Annotated in this window: 22 protein-coding genes; 12 read left to right on the forward strand and 10 right to left on the reverse strand. The window is 65.9% G+C overall.

Annotated elements, in window-relative coordinates; genetic code table 11:
- Positions 1 to 31: 31 nt before the first annotated feature.
- The 4 genes from AC30QB_RS20210 to AC30QB_RS20225 all read right to left on the reverse strand — a co-directional run bounded on the left by AC30QB_RS20210 (position 32) and on the right by AC30QB_RS20225 (position 3871).
- Positions 32 to 523 (reverse strand): DUF8082 domain-containing protein, encoded by a 492-nt coding sequence (locus AC30QB_RS20210; protein ID WP_489548067.1) that lies wholly within the window; start codon positions 521 to 523, stop codon positions 32 to 34.
- Positions 524 to 675: 152 nt separating this feature from the next.
- The gene (gene ruvA, locus AC30QB_RS20215) at positions 676 to 1248 is read right to left on the reverse strand and encodes a Holliday junction branch migration protein RuvA (protein WP_489548068.1); all 573 of its coding nucleotides are present in this window, start codon (positions 1246 to 1248) and stop codon (positions 676 to 678) included.
- Positions 1249 to 1258: 10 nt separating this feature from the next.
- The gene (locus AC30QB_RS20220; protein ID WP_489548069.1) at positions 1259 to 1912 is read right to left on the reverse strand and encodes a response regulator; all 654 of its coding nucleotides are present in this window, start codon (positions 1910 to 1912) and stop codon (positions 1259 to 1261) included.
- Between the two features lie 69 nt (positions 1913 to 1981).
- On the reverse strand, positions 1982 to 3871 hold the full coding sequence (locus tag AC30QB_RS20225) for a sensor histidine kinase (RefSeq protein WP_489548070.1): 1890 nt from the start codon (positions 3869 to 3871) through the stop codon (positions 1982 to 1984).
- Between the two features lie 84 nt (positions 3872 to 3955).
- On the opposite strand from AC30QB_RS20225, the gene AC30QB_RS20230 reads away from it, so the two are divergent.
- Complete coding sequence (locus tag AC30QB_RS20230) at positions 3956 to 4957, forward strand: PhoH family protein (RefSeq protein ID WP_489548071.1); 1002 nt, start codon at positions 3956 to 3958, stop codon at positions 4955 to 4957.
- Entirely contained in the window at positions 4958 to 5401 is a 444-nt protein-coding gene (ybeY, locus tag AC30QB_RS20235; RefSeq protein ID WP_489548072.1) for an rRNA maturation RNase YbeY, read from the forward strand. It begins immediately after the preceding gene.
- Positions 5402 to 5408: 7 nt separating this feature from the next.
- On the opposite strand, the gene AC30QB_RS20240 is transcribed toward ybeY, so the two are convergent.
- Positions 5409 to 6527 (reverse strand): magnesium transporter CorA family protein, encoded by a 1119-nt coding sequence (locus AC30QB_RS20240; RefSeq protein WP_489548073.1) that lies wholly within the window; start codon positions 6525 to 6527, stop codon positions 5409 to 5411.
- Between the two features lie 14 nt (positions 6528 to 6541).
- Positions 6542 to 7549 (reverse strand): porphobilinogen synthase, encoded by a 1008-nt coding sequence (gene hemB / locus AC30QB_RS20245; protein WP_489548074.1) that lies wholly within the window; start codon positions 7547 to 7549, stop codon positions 6542 to 6544.
- A gap of 281 nt (positions 7550 to 7830) precedes the next feature.
- On the opposite strand from hemB, the gene AC30QB_RS20250 reads away from it, so the two are divergent.
- Genes AC30QB_RS20250 through AC30QB_RS20280 form a run of 7 tightly spaced genes read left to right on the forward strand, consistent with a single transcriptional unit; the run spans position 7831 to position 12792 of the window.
- Complete coding sequence (locus AC30QB_RS20250) at positions 7831 to 8259, forward strand: CopD family protein (RefSeq protein ID WP_489548075.1); 429 nt, start codon at positions 7831 to 7833, stop codon at positions 8257 to 8259.
- A gap of 6 nt (positions 8260 to 8265) precedes the next feature.
- On the forward strand, positions 8266 to 9381 hold the full coding sequence (locus AC30QB_RS20255; RefSeq protein ID WP_489548076.1) for a VanZ family protein: 1116 nt from the start codon (positions 8266 to 8268) through the stop codon (positions 9379 to 9381).
- 8 nt (positions 9382 to 9389) lie between these two features.
- A complete protein-coding gene (locus AC30QB_RS20260; protein WP_489548077.1) occupies positions 9390 to 9716 on the forward strand; it encodes a (2Fe-2S) ferredoxin domain-containing protein in 327 nt (108 codons plus the stop codon).
- Positions 9713 to 10324, forward strand: a complete 612-nt coding sequence (locus AC30QB_RS20265; protein ID WP_489548078.1) for an alpha/beta hydrolase — start codon at positions 9713 to 9715, stop codon at positions 10322 to 10324. The genes AC30QB_RS20260 and AC30QB_RS20265 overlap by 4 nt, the downstream gene beginning before the upstream one ends.
- Positions 10325 to 10372: 48 nt before the next feature.
- Positions 10373 to 11554 carry a D-alanyl-D-alanine carboxypeptidase family protein gene (locus AC30QB_RS20270; protein ID WP_489548079.1) on the forward strand — a complete coding sequence of 394 codons (1182 nt, stop codon included), beginning with the start codon at positions 10373 to 10375 and terminating at the stop codon, positions 11552 to 11554.
- A gap of 31 nt (positions 11555 to 11585) precedes the next feature.
- Positions 11586 to 12473 carry a D-amino acid aminotransferase gene (locus AC30QB_RS20275; RefSeq protein WP_489548080.1) on the forward strand — a complete coding sequence of 296 codons (888 nt, stop codon included), beginning with the start codon at positions 11586 to 11588 and terminating at the stop codon, positions 12471 to 12473.
- A 43-nt stretch (positions 12474 to 12516) separates the two neighbouring features.
- Positions 12517 to 12792 carry a YbeD family protein gene (locus AC30QB_RS20280; RefSeq protein ID WP_489548081.1) on the forward strand — a complete coding sequence of 92 codons (276 nt, stop codon included), beginning with the start codon at positions 12517 to 12519 and terminating at the stop codon, positions 12790 to 12792.
- On the opposite strand, the gene AC30QB_RS20285 is transcribed toward AC30QB_RS20280, so the two are convergent.
- The 4 genes from AC30QB_RS20285 to AC30QB_RS20300 form a co-directional block, all read right to left on the reverse strand.
- Positions 12793 to 13926: a HupE/UreJ family protein gene (locus tag AC30QB_RS20285; protein ID WP_489548082.1), complete on the reverse strand. Its 1134-nt coding sequence runs from the start codon at positions 13924 to 13926 to the stop codon at positions 12793 to 12795. It lies immediately after the preceding gene.
- On the reverse strand, positions 13923 to 15131 hold the full coding sequence (locus AC30QB_RS20290; RefSeq protein WP_489548083.1) for a tetratricopeptide repeat protein: 1209 nt from the start codon (positions 15129 to 15131) through the stop codon (positions 13923 to 13925). Before AC30QB_RS20290 ends, AC30QB_RS20285 begins: the two co-directional genes overlap by 4 nt.
- Before the next feature lie 66 nt (positions 15132 to 15197).
- Complete coding sequence (locus tag AC30QB_RS20295; RefSeq protein WP_489548084.1) at positions 15198 to 15443, reverse strand: hypothetical protein; 246 nt, start codon at positions 15441 to 15443, stop codon at positions 15198 to 15200.
- An 11-nt stretch (positions 15444 to 15454) separates the two neighbouring features.
- On the reverse strand, positions 15455 to 16993 hold the full coding sequence (locus AC30QB_RS20300) for a DUF4331 domain-containing protein (protein ID WP_489548085.1): 1539 nt from the start codon (positions 16991 to 16993) through the stop codon (positions 15455 to 15457).
- A gap of 129 nt (positions 16994 to 17122) precedes the next feature.
- Here AC30QB_RS20300 and lipB point away from each other — a divergent pair, with 129 nt between their 5' ends.
- The 3 genes from lipB to AC30QB_RS20315 form a co-directional block, all read left to right on the forward strand.
- Complete coding sequence (lipB, locus tag AC30QB_RS20305) at positions 17123 to 17827, forward strand: lipoyl(octanoyl) transferase LipB (protein WP_489548086.1); 705 nt, start codon at positions 17123 to 17125, stop codon at positions 17825 to 17827.
- 25 nt (positions 17828 to 17852) lie between these two features.
- A complete protein-coding gene (lipA, locus tag AC30QB_RS20310) occupies positions 17853 to 18890 on the forward strand; it encodes a lipoyl synthase (protein WP_489548087.1) in 1038 nt (345 codons plus the stop codon).
- Positions 18887 to 21392: DEAD/DEAH box helicase (locus tag AC30QB_RS20315; RefSeq protein WP_489548088.1), on the forward strand; the 2506-nt coding region annotated here is incomplete at its 3' end. The genes lipA and AC30QB_RS20315, both read left to right, overlap by 4 nt.

Here is a 21392-nt window from a genome sequence, read left to right on the forward strand (position 1 = left end):
TGTGGAGGCACGCTGAGCCGGGCCGCCGCGCTCAGGCGTCGGGGTGCAGCCTGGACGAGAGCGTGGAGTGGCGAAACCTGGCGCGTTGGGCCTCGCCTTCTAGATGCGATTCCAGTAGTGTGAGCAGCTCACCCACCGAATCGGCGCGCTGCGATTCGTTTGCGAGCAGCAGGTCGGCGATCGGGCCCAGCTCGCGGGCCAGGGCTTCGCGCAGGCGATCACGCTGCGCCTGGCTGATGCGAAAGCTGCGCTGCAGCGGAGCGTCTAGCGGAGTGGGGGTGGTGTCGAGATCGGCGGGCGCGGTGTCGGAGCCATCGACCTGCCGGCGTGTGGCCCATGAGGCCAGCCACTCCTGGCGCTCTTGCATGTTGAACAGCAGGCGTGCGGCCGATGCCATGAACTCGTCTTCGCTGTGAGCGTGGGCCGCGCAGCGCAACAGATGCGGCTTGACGTCGGTGTTCAACCGCTTGCGCAGCGAACGCTCCACACGGGCAAGAAGGCGGGGGTTGATCTGATCGGCCATGTACCTGTTAGGCGACGCTGCGGAGTGCGCTCGAATTCTATGCGCCCACCCTCTGTAGCCGTGGCTTATTCGGGCCACAGCCCCCACAACCCGATGCAAGTTGTAAGCAAACTTTGCACGCCCGTGCAGGCTTCTCGAAGAGTGGTTGCGGCCTATTTGGCGAGCGACTTGAGCGCGAGCTTGATGCCGTCGCTCACACCCACATCGGCGGGCAGGCTCTTCAGCGCGAGGGCGGCTTCGCGGTCGCTGTAGCCGAGCGCGACGAGGGCTTGCAGGATGTCGCCTTGCGCGTCGCTCCCCACACTGGTCGGCAGGGCCAGGTCGGCGCCGAGCTTGCCTTTGAGTTCCAGCAGCAGGCGCTCGGCGGTCTTCTTGCCGATGCCCGGCACCTTGATGAGGCGCCCGCTTTCCTGCAGCGAGATGGCCTGCGCAAGCTCGGCCACGCTGAGGCCCGACAGGATGGACAACGCCGTGCGCGGCCCCACGCCCGAGATCTTTACCAGCAGGCGAAAGGTGGCGCGCTCCTCGGCGGTGAGAAAGCCGAACAGCACCTGTGCGTCTTCGCGCACCACGAAGTGGGTGAGCAAGGTGACACGCTCGCCCAGGGCGGGCAGGTTGTAGAAGGTGCTCATGGGCACGTCGACTTCGTAGCCGACGCCGTTCACATCCACCAGCAACTGGGGCGGGTTCTTTTCTGCCAGCAGGCCCGACAGGCGCCCGATCATCGGCGCCAGCTCATCGGCGGAACAACCCGAGCCGCTGCGCTTCCAGCGCCGCCTCGGCGCGCGAGCTCACGTTGAGCTTGCGGTAGATCTGCTTCACGTAGTCAGCAATGGTGTGGCGCGAGAGGTTGAGCTGCACGCCGATCTCGGGCAGGGTAAAGCCCTTGGCCACCCACAGCAGCACCTCGTTCTCACGGTCGGTGAGCGACACGTGGGGCAGGTTTTGCGGGCGCTCCTGCGGCTTGTTTTGCTTGGCAAAGTAGGCGATCACGCGGCGGGCGATGGCTGGCGACAGCGGTGGCTCGCCCTGGCTGATGCGCTGCAGCTGCTCGACAAAGTGCTCGCGCGGTTGCTCTTTCAGCAAATAGCCGAACGCGCCGGCCTGCAGCGCGGGAAAGAGGTGATCGTCGTCGTCGTGGATGGTGACCACCACCGATTGCGCTTCGGGCTGGGCCTCGCGCAAGGCGGCCACCACGTCCACACCCGAGCCGTCGGGTAGGCCCAGGTCGACCAGCGCCACTTCGAAGCGCTCGGCGGTGATGAGCGCGAGTGCGTCGTGCACGCGGGCGGCTTCGAACACTTGGGCTTGCGGAAACACCTGCAAGGCCAACGCTTTCAACCAGGCACGGATCTCGGGCAGGTCTTCTAGCAACAGGATCTTGTTCATGGCAGCTCGCTGGTTGAAAACCAAAAAATCATCGTAACAGCCTGGCACGGCGGAAAGGGTGCTGTGAAGCTACAGGCTCATGCTCGTCCCCAGGGGAAGCGTGAGCCGGATCACGGTTCCGTAGCCCGGGCCCGACTCCACCAGGCACTGGCCCTGCATCTGCTTGGCGCGGTGTTTCATGCTGGCCATGCCGTGGCCTCGGTCGAGCTTGCCGTCGAGCTCCATCGGAATGCCGCGGCCATTGTCTTGCACCACCAGCACGAAATCTTGCTGGCCCAGAGTGCAGCGCACCTTGCAGTGCGAGGCACCGCTGTGCTTGATGACGTTGCTCACGGCCTCGCGCAGGATGCGCGTGGTCTGCACGAAGGCCCGGGCCGAAAGCTGCTGCGTCACGTCTTCGGTGGGGCTGCGCCAGTCGACCTCGACGCCGGCTTGGCCCAGGCGCGACACCGTCTCGGCACGCCAATCGGCCAGGGCGTCGGCCACCGGCAGCGGCTTGCCGGTCAGGCCGCGCACCGACAGGCGCATTTCTTCGAGCGCTTCACGCGCCAGGGTGGAGATGCGCTCTGACTCACTGGTGTGCACGATGGTCAGCAGCTTGGCGCCCAGGTCGTCGTGCAGGTCGCCAGCGATGCGCTTGCGTTCTTTCTCGGTCACCTGCTCTACCCGCAGCTCGGCCATTTGCACGTAGTTGCGCTCCATCTCGGCGGTGGCCTCGGCGACGCGGCTTTCCAGCGAGTTGCGCGCGGCCTCGGCGGCCTGCAGCGCTAAGCCGAACGACTTGAGCTGGCGCGAGCCGACCACGATGAACATGATCGGCAGGGCGAAGTGCAGCACATGGATGTGTGGCAGCGGCAGCCAGTCGTACTGGATGGCACGCTCCACCAGCACCAGCACGCCCAGCAGGATCAGCATGACGGCCATGGGCCAGAAATTCTGGCGCTGGGCCCGCCACTCGATGCGCAGGTACAGGCCGCTCATGATGATGACTTCGAGCACCATCAGCAGGTACCAGGCGCTGCTGACGTTGAACAGGCGCTGTGGCCCGGCCAGAACCAGCGTCAGCGGTACCAGCAGGCACTGCGTGAGTAGCAAGGCTTCGATCACGCGCGAGCGCATGGCGCCATAGCTCAACAAGAATTGCACCACCAGTGAGGTGAGGATGGCAAAGCCCACGCACACCAGCATCTCGGTGCTGCCGTTGTCGAAGGGCATGCCCTGCAGCCAGGTGCGGGTGGTGAGCGTGTTCCAGGCCAGGATCACCAGGCCGAAGTAGGTGAGGTGGGCTTCTTGTCGGTTGATCCAGCCCAGGAACAGCAGAAATGCGCCCAGCGCCGTGGTGGCGACGGTGACGATCTGCACCAGCGAGATGTTCCAGAACAGATGCGATTCGTGTTCGGCGGCCAGCAGCGCCTGCGGCCCGACTCTCACCTGCGACATTCCGCCCGATCGCACCCGCGACGACACCTTCTGCAGGGCATAGCCTTGCACCTTGACGTCGAGGATGTTGCCTTCTGCGCGCAGCAGGCCGGTGGGCAGGGTCACAAGCTGCGGGTAGAAGCAGTTGCGCGTCACCGGCTCGGTCATGTGTCCGCCGCTGTAGATGATGAAGCCGTTGAGCCGCACGTCGGCATTGCTGCACACCCGCTCGATGGCGGCGGCCAGCAGCTGGTCGGGGCCGGTCGGCGCATCAAAGCGCAGGCGGTACCAGACCGGGCCGTCTTCGTGTGGGCGGCTGTCCCACCAGTTGTCGGGCAGGTTCACCTGCTTGACCGCTTGGTCGAGAGGGAAATGGTCGCCCGGGCCTGCCGCGCTGAGCGCCGAGCTGAGCACGATGACGTTGCCTTCGGCTTCGGCCCCGGCGGCGTGTGCCTGCAGGCCGTGCCAGCCCAGCAGGCCGGCCGCGACGAAGGCGGCCAGCGAGGCCAGTGCGATGGAGAAACGGCGGCGAGCGTGCATGGGCGCCGATTGTGCAGGAGCGGAACTCGTGCGTGCAGACGCTGGTCGGTGGCGCGACAATCCGCTTTTGGAAAGCCCCACCCTGTGATTCTTCGACACGCCTTCATCCCCCTTGACAACATCCGCCTCTCGCACCTGTGCGGCAGTCTTGACGAGCATCTGCGCAGCATCGAGGCGGCCTTCGACGTGAGCATCTCGCGTCGCAACGAGTCGTTTCGCATCGAAGGAACCAAGCCGGCGGCCGAGCGCGCGGCGGGTTTGCTGCAGTCGCTGTACGACCGTGCGCGCAAGCCGATCTTGGCCGAGTCGTTTCAGCTTTCGCTGATGGAAGCGCTGGCCGACGGCAAGCTTGGCAAGCCGCGTGCCGCGCTGCACGAGGTGAGGGGTGCGGACAGGGGCGACCCAAGCGACGAGGGCGAAGGCCTGGTCTTGCGCACGCGGCGCAGCGACCTGGCGGGGCGCACCGACAACCAGCACGTCTACCTGCACAACATCCAGTCGCACGACATCACCTTTGGCATCGGCCCGGCCGGCACCGGTAAGACCTTTCTTGCCGTGGCCTGCGCCGTCGATGCGTTGGAGCGCAGCGCTGTGCAGCGCATCATCCTCACCCGCCCGGCGGTCGAAGCCGGCGAGCGGCTGGGCTTCTTGCCGGGTGACCTGGCGCAGAAGGTCGACCCCTACCTGCGCCCTCTTTACGACGCGCTCTACGACCTGATGGGCACGGAGAAGGTGGCCAAGGCCTTCGAAAAGGGCAGCATCGAGATTGCGCCGCTCGCCTTCATGCGCGGGCGCACGTTGAACCATGCCTTCGTCATCCTCGATGAAGCGCAGAACACCACGCGCGAGCAGATGAAGATGTTCCTCACCCGCATCGGCTTCGGCAGCAAATGCGTGGTGACGGGTGACGTGAGCCAGATCGACCTGCCGCGCGGCACCGACAGCGGGCTGATCGACGCCGAGCGCGTGCTGCGGCGGGTCAACGGCATTGCGATGACCCGCTTCACTTCGGCCGATGTGGTGCGCCACCCGCTGGTGGCGAGCATCGTCGAAGCGTACGACGCGTCTTCTGCGGAGCGCCCGTGAATGGCGAGGCCTGAGCTGAGCCTGTCGCTGCAGTTTGCCGACGCCTCGCACCGCCACCACCTGCCGCGGCACAAGGTGGCGCGCTGGGTGCGTGCGGCGCTCGAGCTGCCTGCCGAAATCACGGTACGCATCGTGGGCGCTGAAGAAGGCCAGGCGCTGAACCGCGACTTTCGCGGCAAGGGTTACGCCACCAACGTGCTCACCTTCGACTACAGCCACGCGCCGATCGTGAGCGCCGACCTCATCTTGTGCGCGCCGGTTGTAGAGGCTGAAGCGCGCGAGCAGAAGATCACCCTTGAAGCCCACTATGCCCATTTGCTGGTGCATGGCACGCTGCACGCGCAGGGCCACGACCATGAAGACGAGGCCGACGCGCAGGTGATGGAGTCACAAGAGACTGCGATCCTGGCCGCCCTGGGCTACGCCGACCCCTACGCGCGCTGAAGTCGCTTCAGCGGTGTTGCGACGTGCTCAGGTAGCGCTTGCGCCAGAAGAACCAGCCCAGCCCCAGGCCCATGATCGCCATCACCACGCTGGCCGTCCACACGCCGGTGGCCGCGTGAATGAGCGGCATGCCGTCGAAATTCATGCCGAAGAAGCCGGTGATCAGATTCAGCGGCATGAAGATGGCGGTCAGCACGGTGAGCGTGCGCATGATGTCGTTGGTGCGGTTGCTTTGTGCCGAGAAATGCATCTGCACCGCGGTCTCGGCTGACGATTCGAGCCGCCTCACGTGGCCCAGCACACGCTCGATGTGCTCCAGCACGTCGCGTGAGCGCACGCGCAGCAGCTCGCGCTCGCGGGCGGCCTGCGGCTCGGTGGCGGTAGGCCATTCGTCCAGCCCGTCTATCCACTCGACGATGGCGCTGCGCTGGTCCTCGCAAATGTCTTCCAGCTGGTGCAGGGCATTGCGCGAGTCGAGCAACACCTGCCAGCTGTCGAAGCGGCTGCGCGGGTTGAAGAGCTCTTGCTGCAGGTAGCCCAGTTGCTTGGTCAGCAGGCGCCGCAGCTCCAGGTAGCTGTCGACCATGTGGTTGACCATGCGCAGCATCAAATCGGCCGGGCTGGTGGGAAGGCGGGAGGCGCCGCCGCGCTGGTCGGCGCGGGCGTCGGCGCTCTGCACCATTTGCTGCAGTTTGCCCGCATAGAAGTCGCGCACCATGCAGTCGGTCGGGTGCACGGTGAGCAGCACGCGGTCGAAAACGGCAAAGCCGACCGGGCTGGTGTCTATGGCTTCGAGGGCACGCCTGGCGCTGGACAGCGTGCCGCTCTGCTCGTCGAGAAACAGGCTACTGCTGCCGTTGCCGGCTGCGAGCCGGCGGAACACCAGCAGGTCGTACAGCGAGGTGTAGTCGAAGTGCGAGGGCAGCTGGTTGTTGAGCAGGTCAGACACATGCAAGTCGACCAGCTGCCCGCCTACCCAACGTTGAAGCGCGCCCTGCAGCGTGCCGAGGTTGACCTCGAACTCACGCCGCGCCGTGCCCACCCACAGGTAGCCAGTGGCGGGCATTTGCTCGGGCAGCTCATGCAGCTCGGCGAACTGGTCCGCGTGGAGGTGAAAGATACGCATGGGTTGCGATGCGCTCAGGGCTGTGGCCGGATGAGCCTCGCGGCTTCCAGCGCGAAATACGTCAGCACGCCATCGGCGCCAGCGCGCTTGAACGCGAGCAGGCTTTCCATCAGCACGGCGTCGTTGTCGAGCCAGCCATTGTTGGCCGCGGCCTTGAGCATCGCGTATTCGCCGCTCACCTGATAAGCGAAGGTGGGCACGCGGAACTCGTCTTTCACGCGGCGCACGATGTCGAGGTAAGGCATGCCGGGCTTCACCATCACCATGTCTGCGCCTTCGGCGATGTCGAGCGCCACTTCGCGCAGCGCTTCGTCGGTGTTGGCCGGGTCCATCTGGTAGGCCTTCTTGTTGCCCTTGCCCAGGTTGCCGGCCGAGCCTACGGCGTCGCGGAAGGGGCCGTAGAAGGCGCTCGCGTACTTGGCGCTGTAGGCCATGATCTTGGTGTGGATGAAGCCGCGGCGCTCGAGGGCGTTGCGGATCGAGCCGATGCGCCCGTCCATCATGTCGCTGGGCGCCACGATGTCGACGCCGGCCTCGGCCTGCACCAGCGCCTGCTGGGTGAGGATCTTCACCGTCTCGTCGTTGAGGATGTAGCCGCTCGCGTCGCGCACGCCGTCTTGCCCGTGGCTGGTGTAGGGGTCTAGCGCCACGTCGGTCAGGATGCCCAGCTCTGGAAAACGCTTCTTCAGCTCGCGCACGACCTTGGGGACCAGGCCTTGCGGGTTCAGCGCCTCTGCGCCGTCTTCGGTCTTGTTCTTGGGGTCGATCACCGGAAACAAGGCCATCACCGGGATGCCCAGACGCACGCACTCGTCGGCCACCGGCAGCAACTGGTCGAGGCTCAAGCGCTGCACACCCGGCATGGAGGCTATGTTTTGGATCTTGTTTTTGCCCGGCAGCACGAAGACCGGCAGGATCAGGTCGCTCGTGAGCACCTGGTGTTCGCACACCAGGGCGCGCGTGAACTCATCGCGGCGCAGGCGTCGGGGCCGGCTGGCAGGAAAGAGAGGAGGGGTGTGCACGGCGCGGTTCCTGGCGTGTTGTCTGGCTTGTTATCTGTAGGCTCGAGATGAACAAAACGCAGGTCGCGGCATAGTTGGCAAGTGCGTGTTTTTCCGGGGCTGTGAGGCCTGTTTTCGCCCGGGGGTCATCTGCTAAAGTCGACTCCGGATGATAGCCGCAAGGCCGTTGTTCCCTGCTTTTCCTCCCTGAGCAGGAGCCTTACCGTGATGACAGCGATGAGGCTTTCCAGCCCCGGCCGCATGGTCGGGGCTTTTTTATGTGTCGCCCATAATGCCGCCGCATGAGCAGCTTGTATTTGTGGGTCAAAGCCTTACACATCGTCTTCGTGGCCAGCTGGTTCGCCGGGCTCTTTTACTTGCCTCGCTTGTTCGTCAACCTGGCCTCGGTGCCTGCTGACAGCCATGCCGAGCGCGAGCGCTTGTTGATGATGGCGCGCAAGCTCTACCGCTTCACCAGCTTCTTGATGGTGCCTGCGCTGCTGCTGGGCCTTTGGCTCTGGCTGGGCTTTGGCGTGAAGGGCGGCTGGCTGCATGCCAAGCTTGTGCTCGTGGTGCTGGCGCTTGGCTATCACCACGCGTGCCGCTCGCTGCTGCGCAAGTTTGAGAGCTTCAGCAATCAGCGCAGCGAGCGCTGGTTTCGCGTCTTCAATGAGTCGGCGGTGGTCTTGTTCGCCCTCATCGTCATCTTGGTGGTCGTCAAGCCTTTCTGATCTGAAATGGCCAGGCACCGCAGCTCTGCCGCGCCACTCGCGCTGCTGTATGCGGCGCTCATCATTTACGCCAGCCTGTCGCCTTTCACGGGCTGGAAGCAGCCCGCGGGCGTGCCCTTCTTCGGCTTGGGTCACATGCCATGGCGGCCATGGTGGACGGGCTTCGACCTCATGTCCAACCTGCTGGGCTACATGCCTTTCGGCGCCTTGCTCTTCGGCGCGCAAGTGCGCAGCGGCCGCCCATTGGCGGTCTCGGCCGTCACCACGGTGTTGGTCGGCGCGGCGCTCTCGCTGTGCATGGAAAGCCTGCAGAACTGGCTGCCGCAACGCGTGCCCTCGCTCGCCGACTGGCTGCTGAACACTGCCGGCACCGCGCTGGGCCTGCTGGTGGCCTTGGCGGTGCGCGCGCTGGGGGGTGTCGACCGCTGGCAGGTGGTGCGAGATCGTTGGTTCATCAGCCACAGCGCCGGTGGCATCGCGCTCTTGCTGCTGTGGCCGGTGGCGCTCTTGTTTCCGGTGCCGGTGCCTTTCGGGCTCGGCCAGGTGCTGGTGCGCCTGCAAGAGGTCGCCGCCGCGGCGCTCAATGGCACACCCTGGGCAAGCTGGGTCGAGGGGTGGGTCAATGCCCGCGAGGCGCTCACGCCACTGTCTCGCGGGGCGGAGTGGGTGGCCATCGTGCTTGGCTTCCTGGCGCCCTGCCTGGTGGCCTTCACCGTTGTGCAGTCGGGCTGGCGGCGCGCCGCGCCGGTGCCCGCCGCGCTCGCGGTGGGCTTGGCCGTCACCACCTTGTCGACGGCGCTTAATTTCGGCCCGCAACACGCCCTGGCCTGGCTCACACCGGCGGTGGTGCCCGCGCTCGTGGTGGGCGGCATGCTAGCGCTCGCCTTGGCCTTCATGCCTAGGCGCGGGGCGGCTGGCCTGGGGCTGGTGGTGCTGACCGTGCTGGTGGCGCTGGTGGCACGAGCGCCGATCGACCCTTACTACGCTGAAAGCCTGCAAGCCTGGGAGCAGGGCCGCTTCATCCGTTTTCACGGGGCTGCGCAGTGGGTGGGCTGGCTGTGGCCTTATGCGGCGCTGGTGTACCTGCTCACCCGCGTGGCCGTGCGCGACGACCCTCCGTAAAATGGCCCATGACCTACTTCAAGCGCCACATCTTTTTCTGCCTCAACCAGCGCGACAGCAGCGAAGACAGCTGCGCCAACCACAACGCCCAAGCCGGCTTCGACCGCTGTAAGTCGCGCGCCAAGGCCGAGAAGCTCAACGGCCCCGGCGGCGTGCGTGTGAACAAAGCGGGCTGCATGGACCGCTGCGCCGGTGGCCCGGTGGCCGTGGTCTACCCCGAGGCCGTCTGGTACACCTATGTGGACAACGACGACATCGACGAGATCGTCGACTCGCACCTGAAAAATGGTGTGGTGGTTGAGCGCCTGCTGCTGCCTGACAACGTGGGCCGATGAACGCGCAAACCCAACGCACGCGCATCGCTGGCCCTGCCGGCAGCATCGAATGCGCGATCGACGAACCTGCTGAGGCCGCGCGCGGCGTGGTTGTGGTCTGCCACCCGCACCCGCAAGGTGGCGGCACGCTAGACAACAAGGTGGCCCAGACCCTTGCGCGTGCCTTTGTTCAACTGAGCTACCGCGCGGTGCGTTTCAACTTCCGCGGCGTGGGCGCCTCTGAAGGCAGCTTCGACGAAGGCCGTGGTGAAACCGACGACACCCTGGCCGTGATCGCCGCGCACCGCGATGTCGCCTTGCCGCTGGCATTGGCCGGCTTCTCCTTCGGCGCCTACGTGGTGTCGCAAGCCGCCCAGCGTTTGCCAGATGACGCCAAGGCCGCCTCGCTGGTGTTGGTCGGCCCGTCGACGCAGAAACAGCAGATGCCCACGGTGCCCGAAGGCACGCTGGTCATCCATGGCGAAACCGATGACGTGGTGCCGCTGTCGGCCACCCTCGATTGGGCGCGGCCGCAGGCCTTGCCGGTGGTCGTGATCCCCGGTGCCGGCCATTTCTTTCATGGGCAGCTCACGCTGCTCAAGAACCTTGTGGTGCGCCACGGGTCATAAGCCCGGGCGTGGCCCACACGCTTTCCTCTCCCGAACCTGAACCTCCTCATGAAAAGAATCATTGCCCTCGTCTTGACGCTGGCTGCAGCCGCGTCGTCCTTCGCCCAGGCACCCACGCCGCCCGAGATGGCGGTGCGCAGCTACCTGCTGCTCGACCTCAGCACTGGCCAGACCCTGGCCGAGCGCGAAGCCGATGTTCTGGCTGACCCGGCTTCGCTCACCAAGCTGATGACGGCCTACATCGCCTTCACCGCCTTGAAGGAAAAAAAGCTCACGCTCGAGCAGACGCTGCCGGTCTCGGTGCGTGCTTGGGAAGAGCGCAAGGGCGGTGGCTCGCTGATGTTCATCGAGCCGCGCTCGACGCCGAAAGTGGCCGACCTGCTGCGCGGCGTGATCGTCAACTCGGGCAACGATGCCTCGGTGGCGCTGGCCGAAGGCGTGGCCGGTAGCCTGGACCTCTTCGTCGGCATGATGAACCGCCAAGCCCAGGCCTGGGGCCTGAAGAACACCAGCTTCAAGAACGTGACCGGGCTCACCGAAGCCGGCCACAAGAGCACGGCGCGTGACGTGGCCGTGATTGCCGGCCACATCATCAGCGACTTCCCCGAGTACTACCCGATCTACTCGATCAAGAAGTACCACTTCGAAGGCTCACCCACCACCAACGAGAACAACCGCAACGTGCTGCTGCTGCGCGACCCGAGCGTAGACGGCATGAAGACCGGCTACACCGAGGCCGCCGGCTACTGCATGGTGGTGTCTGCGCAGCGCGACTTCCCCAACCTGGCGGCCATAGGCACGGGCGGCGGCAAGCGCCGCTTGCTCAGTGTGGTGCTGGGCGCGGCTTCGATGGACGCGCGCGCCAACGAAAGCCAGAAGCTCCTGAACTGGGGCTTCCAGGCCTTCGACACCGTGCGCCTGTTCGAAGCCGACAAGGCCCTCGCCACCGTGCCGGTGTGGAAGGGCAAGACCAATGAAGCACGCCTGGGCAGCGCCGCCGCCGTGTTCGTGAGCGTGCCCAAGGGCGACGGTGCCAAGCTGCAGACCAAGATCGAGCGCACCGACCCGCTGGTCGCGCCGCTGGCACAAGGCCAACGCGTGGGCACGCTTCGGGTGACCACCCCCGCAGGCACGCTGGTTGCCGAGCGGCCACTGGTGGTGCTGACGGCGGTCGAACAAGCCGGCATTTTTGGCCGGGCATGGGATGCCATTCGCCTGTGGATCAAGTAACCTGCCCTTCCTGATGCACGAAGGAGGCGCCATGGCCGCCATTCCTGACCAGCTCGCTGACAGCCTGTGTTACCTGAACGGTGACGTTGTCGCCTTGCGTGACGCCAAGGTCTCGGTACTCGACCGTGGCTTCATGTTCGGTGATGGCATCTACGAGGCCTTCCCTGTTTACGGGCGCCGCGTGTTTCGCTTCGACGAGCACATGGCCCGCCTCGGCCGCAGCCTGTCCAAGGTGCGCATCGCCAACCCGTTCAGCGAAGCACAGTGGCTTGCGCACTGCCGCAAGCTCATCGCGGCACAGGGCGCCAACGACCTGTTGGTTTACGTGCAGGTGACGCGTGGGGTGGCGCCGCGCAACCATGTGATGCCCCCCGACCTTGCGCCCACCGTGTTCATCATGTGCAGCCCGCTGGCGGCGCCCACGGCCGAGCAACGCCACAAGGGCGTGGCCTGCGTGACGGCACGCGACTTCCGCTGGGAGCGTGGCGACATCAAGTCGATCTCATTGCTGGGCAACGTGTTGGCGCGCCAGATGTCGGCCGACCACGGCGCGGCCGAGACCATCATGCTGCGCGACGGCTACCTCACCGAAGCTTCGGCCAGCAACGTGTGGGTGGTGCACGAAGGCGCACTGCTGGGCCCACCCAAGAGCGAGCATGTGCTCGAAGGCGTGCGCTATGAGCTGCTGCGCGAGCTGTGCGAAGAAGAGGGCATTGCCTTCAATCTGCGCCCGATTCCCGAGGCCGATGTGCTGGCCGCCGACGAGATCATGCTCAGCTCTGCCGCGAAAGAGGTGCTGCCCGTGACACAGCTCGACGGCGAGTCGGTAGGCCACGGCGCGCTGCGCGGCAAGCCGGGCCCGGTGTACGCGCGGCTGTACCAGGCCTACCAGCGCGCCAAGCAGAGCCAGTCGATTTGAAATTGCCCGCTGTGCCCCCAATTCTTGGCGCATGAATGCCACCATGCAAGACATACCACCTGAGCAGTCCCTCATTGAATACCCGTCGCAGTTCCCCATCAAGGTGATGGGGGCCAACGTTGACGGCTTTGTGCACGCCGTCACCCAGGTGGCCAAACACTTCGACCCTGACTTCGATGCGGCCAGCATCGAGATACGCCCTAGCAGTGGCGGCAAGTACTTGGGCGTTACGGTCACCGTCACCGCCACCAGCCGCGAGCAGCTAGACGAGCTGTATCGCACGCTGTCCACGCACCCGTTGGTGAAAGTCGTTCTCTGATCAGGCGAGACCGGGCAACCTGATGTCGAGCGCCCGCTCCACCAGCCAGGCGAGCGCGAGCACCGCGATGGCGGCTGAGCCGGCGCGCAGCCCGACGCTTCGATAGAGACGCGTGTCGCGCACGGCCCAGACCACGGCGAAGAACGCCGCCACGATGGCCAGCTGCCCCAGCTCTACCCCAAGATTGAAGCCGAACAGTGGCAGTGCAAGCGCGCTTTTCGCAAGCCCCAGGTCTTTCAGTGCGCCGGCAAAGCCGAAGCCATGCACCAGGCCGAAGACGAAGGTGAGCTTCCAGCGGCCCTCTCGCACCACCGGGTAGAGGTTGTTGAGCGCGGCCAGCACCACGCTGGCCGCGATGATCGACTCGACCCAGCGCGACGGCGGGTTGAGCACGTCGAAGGCGGCGAGCGCCAGCGTGATCGAGTGCGCCACGGTGAAGGCGGTGACCACGCGCAGCACGTCGGCCAGCACAGGCTGCACCCGCGGCGCGGCCTGCCAACCGCCGCCGGCGCGGCGCACCAGCACGGCGGGCAAGAGCAGCGCCAGCAGGAAGAGGATGTGGTCGGTGCCGATCAGAATGTGGTGCATGCCTTCGCGCACGAAGCCGCTGAAGCCCGCGGTCGAGGCCAGGTCGAAGCGATGGGCCGCCACCGCGCCCGGCACCAGCACCGCCGTGTCGCTGTGCTCGCCCTGCTGCACGCGCACGATGCCGCGGTGCGTGGGGTCGGTCTGCGCGAACAGCGTGTAGCCCACGTCGAGCTGGCGCACGTCGGCGGCGCACAACCAGCGGCGCGTCAGCACCACGTAGCGGCCATCGCTGTGCTCGTCGAGCTGCGCTGTGCCGAGCGCACCCGCGGTGCAGGGCTGGCCGTCGGCTGACAGGCTCAAGCCTTGTTCGGCGAGCTGGGCGATGTCGTCCCAGCGTGTGCGCACTTCGCGCCATTCGAGCTGGCCGTTGTCGTTGGCATCGAGCGCAAGGTCGCGCTCCAGGTCGCGCAAGGCAATGTCGAAGCGCTGCTCCACCTGCGAGCCTTGCACCTGCAGCTGCAGGTACGCATCGCTGGGCTTGTGGGCCTGTGCTGACAAAGGTAGCAGGCAGGCCAGCAGCGCGCATCGAAACAAGAGGCGATTCATGTCATGCCTTTCACCGGCGCCGCGAGAGCCTGCAGGCGTGCGTCTTGCCAGCCCGTGTCTCGCACCAGGCGCCACACTGGCTCGGCTGCTTGCGGCTGCCCGGCCGCGAGGGCGGCGCGCACCAGCACCAGGGCATCGGCCGGCTCCTTCTGCACGGCCCAGTTGGCTTGGGCATGCCGCAGCGCGGCGGCTGCGTTGCCCTTCAGCTCCAGCTCGAAGCGGGCCTGCTCGCGGCCGTGGCTCATGTCGCCGCGCACGGCGGCGGCGTCGAAGCGTGCCGCCAGTGTGGCGATGGCGGCGTCGGCCTGCGGGTCATGCTGGCGCTTGCGGGCGATGGCGAGGCGCAGCAGCAGGGCGTCGGCGTCTTCGCGGCCGGCGAGCAAGGTGATGACTTCGGCAGCGCGGCCGTGGTCGAGCAGCCAGTCCGCATAAGCGGCCAGTGCGTAGACCTCGGGCTGCGGCACCTGCACCGCCTCTTGATACAGCGCCTGTGCGGCTGGGTCGCCGCGGCGCTCGGCCAGCTCGGCGCGGATCAGCGTGAGCCAGTTTTTGTCGCTGCCATCGGGTTGCGCCAGCGCGCGCAGGCTCGCATCGGCTTGGTCGGCATGGCCTTGCAGGCTGGCCAGCTCCGCGAGGCAGGCCTGCGCAAGCAGTTGCACGGTCGCGCCGAGCGGCGCATAGCGGCTGCCGCCCAGACGCTCGCAGCCAGCGCCTGCGGCCGGCCAGCGGCCTTGCACTTGCAGCACCGAGGCGCGCGTGAGTTCGGCTTGCGCCTGCACCGCCAGCGGCGCCGCGCCCTCTTGCAGCAAGGTGGCCAGGTCGACGAGTGCGGGGCCGAACTCATGCCGGCTTTGGCGGATGGTGGCGCGCAGCAGGCGCACCGGCGCGGGCGGGGTTGTCAGGTTCCACCACGGTGCAAGCGCCGCCTCGGCTTGGCCGAGCTCGCGCGGGTCCCCGAGCTGGCGGGCGCGACCGATGGCCTCGTGAGCCAGCTGCAAAGCCAGGGGCAGCTGCCCGGGGTGCTGGCGCAGGCGCTCGCGCGCCGCGCGTTGCTCGCGGCGCGCTTCGGCCGTGCCGATGCGCTGCGGCAGGCGCTCGACGACGTCGGTGTCGCTTTGCGGCACGAAAGGGGCAGCCAGGCAACCTGTGCAAAGCACTGCGGCCAGCGCAGCGCTTTGCACAAATGTCGAGAGCGTGTTGGACATGGGGGCGGGGTGTTGTGGGCCAGAGAGCGGCCGGCCTTTGTGGGGCCAGCCGCTCGGGGGACAAGATCAGTTCAAGATGATCTGGTCGTCTGCTTCGCTGGTGGGCGCGGTGGCGACCAGGTCCAGGCTCAGTGGCTCCTGCGTTTCACTGGAGGGCAGGTCGCGCACGTACTCAGCAAAGGCTTGCGACGAGGCCGCCGCTGATTCCGGCACCTGAGTCACGGCCGGCGCGGCGGAGGAGTCAATTCCTCCGCACGCTGAAAGGCCTGCGGCCATCAGTGCCGTGAGCATGAAAAGGCTAGTGGTTTTCATGGCCCGGCTCCTCAACGTGTGCCGCCAACGGGCGTGTACAGGTAGGGGAAGCCGGCCATCAGCGGCACCACGGCCTGGTCGACGGCGTCGTGCAGCCTGAAGGAAGTGGCACCGAGTGGCACGGCCGAAGGCCTGCACGCCGTGCCAAAGCCCAGCGCGTCGGTGTCGCCGTTGGCCATGCACAGCCCACCCATCACGGCGACGAGCGAGATGTCGATGACGTCGTCTTTCGGGCGACGGCCGTTCGGGTAGCCTGCGTTGTCGGTTCCGCCGGCGAGGATGTTGCCGACGATGCCGAGGCGGTTCTGTTGCGCGAAAGCGACCGGTGCGATTGCCGTGTTCAGCCGCAACATTTCAGACGCGACCACGTTGGCCGGCTTGTTCACGCCGGTGATGCCGGTCAGGAAGGTCGTGACCAGGTCGAGGCGCGGGTAGTTGGTGGGTGCCGTGTTGGGCAAGGCCAGTGCAATCTCCAGCAGCTTGGGCAGCGTAGGGTTCGTCACGTAGGTGGCGAACTGGGCGTCGTCCTTGGGCTTGGAGCTGTTGAATCGATCCTTGTCTTTCAGACCGATGACCACTTCGTTGACCAGGGGCATGCCCAGGCGCGAGACCTGGGTCCATGCGCCACCGGCCTTCTCGCTCGTTTGGTGCCCGGCCTTGGGTGACGGGTCGAGCAAGCGTGCCTGCCGCAGGCTGGCGGTGGTCCAGCCGCCGATCACGGTTTCGCTGCCGGCGGTGAGGCAGCTGGTGGGCACTTCGATCGCCAAGGTGGTGACATTCTTGTCGTCCAGGGTGTTGGGTGCGGCGCCGATCAACGAGGGGTCGGTGATGGTGGCGACCGAGGCGTTCACCAGGTCGAAGATCACGCCCAGGTTGGCAGCGAACGGGTCCTTGCGCTGGCCGACGAACAGCTTGGCCGGTGTGGTGCAGCCCGGAATGTTGACGTTGTAGACGTGCTTGGCCGCGTAGGCCGGGTAGTCGGGGATGGTCTTGATGCCGATGTTGTCGACCGGCTTGTCAAAGGTGGTGGCGCCGTTGGCGGCGTTGGTCACTGCGGCCGAGGTGCCGCTGCGGCGGTCACCGCGCACGACGGATACGGTGAAGGTTTCGGCGATGTTGAGGTTGGCGTCCTTCACGTTCGAGACGGCGCCCGCCTGCACCAGCGGGATGCCCACACTGCTGCTGCCCACGGGCAGCTCGATGCCCTTGCCGCTGTTGGCCAGGGTGTTCTTGAAGCGGAACTGGAAGGTGATGTCTTCGCGCGCGTCGCCGTTGTTGTCGACGTGGATCTCATACAGCGCGTTGGGGTCTAGCGAGAAATAGTTCGGGCCGCCGTAGGCGTCTTGCAGCGGGAGGTAGTTGGCAATCAGCGTGGTGTAGGCGCTGCGGCCCGTCTCGTAGCTGCGGAACATGTAGAAGTCGCTTGCATCCACCTTGGGCACGGTGGTGATGAACGGCGCCTCGCGGTGGCTGGACGCGCCGGCGGTGCCGCAGACGGCGAGCAGCGCCGCTGCGAGCAGGGGGGTGAGTTTGAAAGAAGAGGGTCGCATGGGGGTCTCCTGGATGTGCACCCGGCAAGATGACCGGATAGCTGCACTACGCAGGGTTTGGCGCGGTGGATGCACTGATTCACGCTTTCGTTGATGCAGGCTTTGCCGCCCGCCGACAATTGGGGGGTGATGTCAGAAACCTCCTACGCTCGCACCCCACCCCGGGCTGACACGCCCGTGTTGCGCCTGCGGGGTCGGTTGCCCTATCTGCAAGCCCTGAACGAGATGCGCGCCTACACCGAAGCGCGCGGGGCCGACACACCCGACGAGATCTGGTTGTGCGAGCACGAGCCGGTCTACACCCAAGGCGTGGCCGGCAAGGCCGAGCATGTTCTGGCCGCACAAGGCATCCCGATCGTGCAGACCAACCGCGGCGGCCAGGTCACGTACCACGGCCCCGGCCAGGTGGTGGCCTACCCGTTGATCGACCTGCGCCGCCTCAACATCTTCGTCAAGGAATACGTTTACCGGCTGGAGCACAGCGTGATCAAAACGCTGGAGTCGGTGAGCATCACCGGCCACCGGGTAGCGGGTGCGCCGGGCATCTATGTGAACTTGGCCGACCCTGGCGGCCACGCAACCATTACCGGCCCGCGCACCGACCCCTTTACGGGCCTCGGCAAGATCGCCGCGCTCGGCATCAAGGTCAGCCGGCATTGCACTTATCACGGCGTGGCACTCAACGTGGCCATGGACCTGAGCCCCTTCGGCGGCATCAACCCCTGCGGCTACGCCGGGCTCCAAACAGTCGACCTGGCTACACTGGGCGTCACCGCCGAGTGCGCCGACATCGCACAGCAACTCGGCCAGCGCCTGGCGTCTCACCTGAGCTGAAAGCTCTTCAGAAAGTTTCCTTCCCATGTCGACCGACAACGTCGTCCATCAAGCGCAAGACCCGGCGAGCTACGACGCCACGGCCAAGCAGAAATCGCAGGCCAAGACTGCACGCATTCCCATCAAGATCGTGCCCGTCGAAGCGCTCAAGAAGCCCGACTGGATACGCGTGAAGGCCGGCTCGCACAACAGCCGCTTCTACGAGATCAAGAAGATCTTGCGCGAGCACAATTTGCACACTGTGTGCGAAGAAGCCTCGTGCCCCAACATCGGCGAGTGCTTCGGCGGTGGCACCGCCACCTTCATGATCATGGGCGACAAGTGCACGCGCCGCTGCCCCTTCTGCGATGTGGGCCACGGCCGGCCGGACCCGCTCGACGTGAACGAGCCCGCCAACCTGGCCAAGACCATTGCGGCGCTCAAGCTCAACTACGTGGTGATCACAAGCGTCGACCGTGATGACTTGCGTGATGGCGGCGCCCAGCACTTCGTCGATTGCATCCGCCAGGTGCGCGAGCTGTCGCCCAAGACGCGCATTGAAATCTTGACGCCCGACTTCCGTGGCCGCATGGATCGCGCACTCGAAATCTTGAAGGCTGCGCCGCCCGACGTGATGAACCACAACCTGGAAACCGCGCCGCGCCTGTACAAGGAAGCACGTCCCGGCTCGGACTACCAGTTCAGCCTGAACCTGCTGAAAAAGTTCAAGGCCCTGCACCCCGACGTGCCGACCAAAAGCGGCATCATGGTCGGCCTGGGCGAAACCGATGAAGAAATCCTGCAGGTCATGCGCGACATGCGCGCGCACAACATCAACATGCTGACGATCGGCCAGTACCTGGCGCCCTCGACCAGCCACCTGCCGGTGCGTCGTTACGTACACCCCGACACCTTCAAGATGTTTGAGGCCGAAGCCTACAAAATGGGCTTCACGCACGCCGCCGTCGGCGCCATGGTGCGCAGCAGCTACCACGCCGACGAACAGGCCCACGCCGCCGGCGTGTCGGACAGGCCGGCCGGCGTGCTGGCGCAGTTCGTCACTTCCGCCCCACCCAGCCTTTGAGCGGAGACGGGCTGCGGCTGAACCTGGTCTCGCTGTCCGCGCAGTTCCCCAAAGCCAGCTTCGAAACCGGCCTGGCGCTTTACCGCAACCAGCAGGTGGAAGACTGCAGCATCAGCCGCGTCAACACCCGCGAATGGAGTCTGGCAGGCACGGTGCGTACCGGCGGCAAAACCGCGACACGCCATGAGGTCACGGCCGAACTCGAGGCCTCGGCCGACGGCGAGATCACTTTTTTCAGCGGCCGTTGCAACTGCGGCGTGAGCCGCAACTGCCGGCACAGTGCCGCGCTGGCTGTCAAGGCGGCCTACCAGTCGGCCAACACGTTTGAGCATGACGAGGTCCTCGCCCATCCAGCACCCCGGCCCATCACCGTTCCTGTCGGGGATCTGTTCAGCGTGTTGCGAAGCGAGCCCTCGGCGAGATTCGAGCCAGCCACCGAGCAAGAGACAAGCACAGCAACCATGTCCAGCCAACGTTTTCCAAGCGGCCCGTCGCTGGATCTGTTTGGCGACACCGCCCCGGTCGCAGCAAAAACACCGGACATGCCACCACCCGAGCCGGCGGACATGCCGGCCGGCCCCGCGCCCATCCCGCACCTGCACATCGAAGCCGTTCCGCCCGAACTGGTGGAGCAACGCGGCCTGCTGAGTGCCACCCTGCGTTTCAACTACGGCGGCCTGTTTCATTACGCGCTCAACGACCACAACCCGGTGCGCATCGAAACCACCGTTGCCGGTGAGCAGACCCTGCTCTACCGCGATCTGCCCGCCGAACATGCCGCAGACCGCGCGCTGCACAAACTTGGCCTGGCCGGCGATGCACGTGGCCAGTTCTTGCGGACCTTTCTCTCCATGGCCCAGCAGCAGCCCTGGCTGCAGTGGCTGGACGACGATTTCGCGCTGTTTCGTACGGCCGGGTTCGAGGTCAGCGTCGCGTCCGGACTGGCAAGCTGGATCGCGCGGGCCGACACGCTGGACGCACGCATGGAAAGCGACGCGGGTGATCTCGCCGACATCGGCGCCACGGGTGCCGGTGAAGCACAGTGGTTTCGCCTCTCGCTGGGCATGAATATCAACGGTGAGCGCCGCAACATCCTGCCGCTGCTGCCCGAGCTGCTGGCGCAACTGGGCCTGGCCGCCAGCGGCGCGCCCGACAGCACGGGCCGGCCGCTTGTCACCCTGCAGTTGCCGACCTACATCTACCTGCGCCAGCACGATGGCAGCTACTGGCGCCTGCCCTGCGAGCCGCTGCGGCCCTGGCTGCAGGCGCTGCTCGACGTCCTGGCCGAACGTGCGCAGCACAAGGACAGCCACAGCGCCTTTCACGAAGGCTCTCTTCGTTTGTCGCGGCTGGAGGCCTTGCGCTTGGGCATCGCGCTGCACGAAACCAGCGGCGACAACCCGATCTGGCAAGGCGCACAAGACTTGCTCGATGCACTCGGTCCGCTGGCCGGCGGTGTCTCCCTGCCGACCATCCCTGCACCCCTCGGGCTAAACGCCGAACTTCGCCCTTACCAACTGCAAGGCCTGCGCTGGTTGCAGTTCCTGCGCACGCACAAGCTGGGCGGCATCCTGGCCGACGACATGGGCCTGGGCAAAACGCTGCAAACCCTGGCCCACATCCAGTGTGAAAAAGAAGCCGGCCGCCTGGACCGGCCGGCACTGATCCTGGCGCCTCTCAGCCTGATGGGCAACTGGCGGCGCGAGGCGACACGTTTCACGCCGGGCCTGCGCGTGATTGTTGTGCATGGACAAAAACGCCACCGCGCCGCGGCACGCATGGGTGGCTGCGACATTGTGATTGCACCCTACTCGCTGCTACAGCGCGACCGAACACACTGGCTGCAACAGGCCTGGCACCTCGTGGTGCTGGACGAGGCGCAACACATCAAAAACGCCAGCAGCCAGGCCGCGCGTGTGGTGGCCGAACTGAACACGCGGCACCGGCTTTGCCTGTCGGGCACACCCATGGAAAACCATCTGGGCGAGTTGTGGAGCTTGTTCAACTTCCTGATGCCGGGCTTTCTGGGCAGCGCCGCGCGTTTTCGGGCGCTGTACCGCACGCCGATTGAACAACAGGTGGACAACGAACGCCTGGCCCAGTTGCGCCGCCGCATCACACCCTTTATGCTGCGACGTACCAAACACGAGGTCGCAACCGACCTGCCGGATAAACAGGAAACGGTGGCCAATATCGAGTTCGACGACGGCCAGGCCGACCTGTATGAAAGCATCCGCCTGTCGACCGAAAAAACCGTGCGTGATGCGCTGGCCAACAAGGGCTTGGGTTCCTCGCAGTTCGAAATCCTGGAAGCCCTGGTGCGGTTGCGCCAGGTTTGCTGCGATCCTCGCCTCCTGCCAACTTCGTCGACGTCATCACCAAGCGACGCCCCGGGCTCGGCCAAACTCGACTGGCTGATGGAAACCTTGCCCCGCATGCTGGACGAAGGTCGGCGTGTGTTGCTGTTCTCGCAGTTCACCGGCATGCTGGCCTTGATCGAGG

Source organism: Rhizobacter sp. (assembly GCF_046595475.1).
In the GTDB taxonomy this organism is placed as follows: domain Bacteria; phylum Pseudomonadota; class Gammaproteobacteria; order Burkholderiales; family Burkholderiaceae_C; genus Rhizobacter.

Coding starts and splice junctions, on each gene's coding strand:
- AC30QB_RS20210 (WP_489548067.1), bottom strand. CDS start 523: ATGGCCGATCAGATCAACCCCCGCCTTCTTGCCCGTGTGGAGCGTTCG.
- ruvA (WP_489548068.1), bottom strand. CDS start 1,248: ATGATCGGGCGCCTGTCGGGCCTGCTGGCAGAAAAGAACCCGCCCCAG.
- AC30QB_RS20220 (WP_489548069.1), bottom strand. CDS start 1,912: ATGAACAAGATCCTGTTGCTAGAAGACCTGCCCGAGATCCGTGCCTGG.
- AC30QB_RS20225 (WP_489548070.1), bottom strand. CDS start 3,871: ATGCACGCTCGCCGCCGTTTCTCCATCGCACTGGCCTCGCTGGCCGCC.
- ybeY (WP_489548072.1), top strand. CDS start 4,958: ATGGCGAGGCCTGAGCTGAGCCTGTCGCTGCAGTTTGCCGACGCCTCG.
- AC30QB_RS20240 (WP_489548073.1), bottom strand. CDS start 6,527: ATGCGTATCTTTCACCTCCACGCGGACCAGTTCGCCGAGCTGCATGAG.
- AC30QB_RS20250 (WP_489548075.1), top strand. CDS start 7,831: ATGAGCAGCTTGTATTTGTGGGTCAAAGCCTTACACATCGTCTTCGTG.
- AC30QB_RS20255 (WP_489548076.1), top strand. CDS start 8,266: ATGGCCAGGCACCGCAGCTCTGCCGCGCCACTCGCGCTGCTGTATGCG.
- AC30QB_RS20260 (WP_489548077.1), top strand. CDS start 9,390: ATGACCTACTTCAAGCGCCACATCTTTTTCTGCCTCAACCAGCGCGAC.
- AC30QB_RS20265 (WP_489548078.1), top strand. CDS start 9,713: ATGAACGCGCAAACCCAACGCACGCGCATCGCTGGCCCTGCCGGCAGC.
- AC30QB_RS20270 (WP_489548079.1), top strand. CDS start 10,373: ATGAAAAGAATCATTGCCCTCGTCTTGACGCTGGCTGCAGCCGCGTCG.
- AC30QB_RS20275 (WP_489548080.1), top strand. CDS start 11,586: ATGGCCGCCATTCCTGACCAGCTCGCTGACAGCCTGTGTTACCTGAAC.
- AC30QB_RS20280 (WP_489548081.1), top strand. CDS start 12,517: ATGCAAGACATACCACCTGAGCAGTCCCTCATTGAATACCCGTCGCAG.
- AC30QB_RS20285 (WP_489548082.1), bottom strand. CDS start 13,926: ATGAATCGCCTCTTGTTTCGATGCGCGCTGCTGGCCTGCCTGCTACCT.
- AC30QB_RS20290 (WP_489548083.1), bottom strand. CDS start 15,131: ATGTCCAACACGCTCTCGACATTTGTGCAAAGCGCTGCGCTGGCCGCA.
- AC30QB_RS20295 (WP_489548084.1), bottom strand. CDS start 15,443: ATGAAAACCACTAGCCTTTTCATGCTCACGGCACTGATGGCCGCAGGC.
- AC30QB_RS20300 (WP_489548085.1), bottom strand. CDS start 16,993: ATGCGACCCTCTTCTTTCAAACTCACCCCCCTGCTCGCAGCGGCGCTG.
- lipB (WP_489548086.1), top strand. CDS start 17,123: ATGTCAGAAACCTCCTACGCTCGCACCCCACCCCGGGCTGACACGCCC.
- lipA (WP_489548087.1), top strand. CDS start 17,853: ATGTCGACCGACAACGTCGTCCATCAAGCGCAAGACCCGGCGAGCTAC.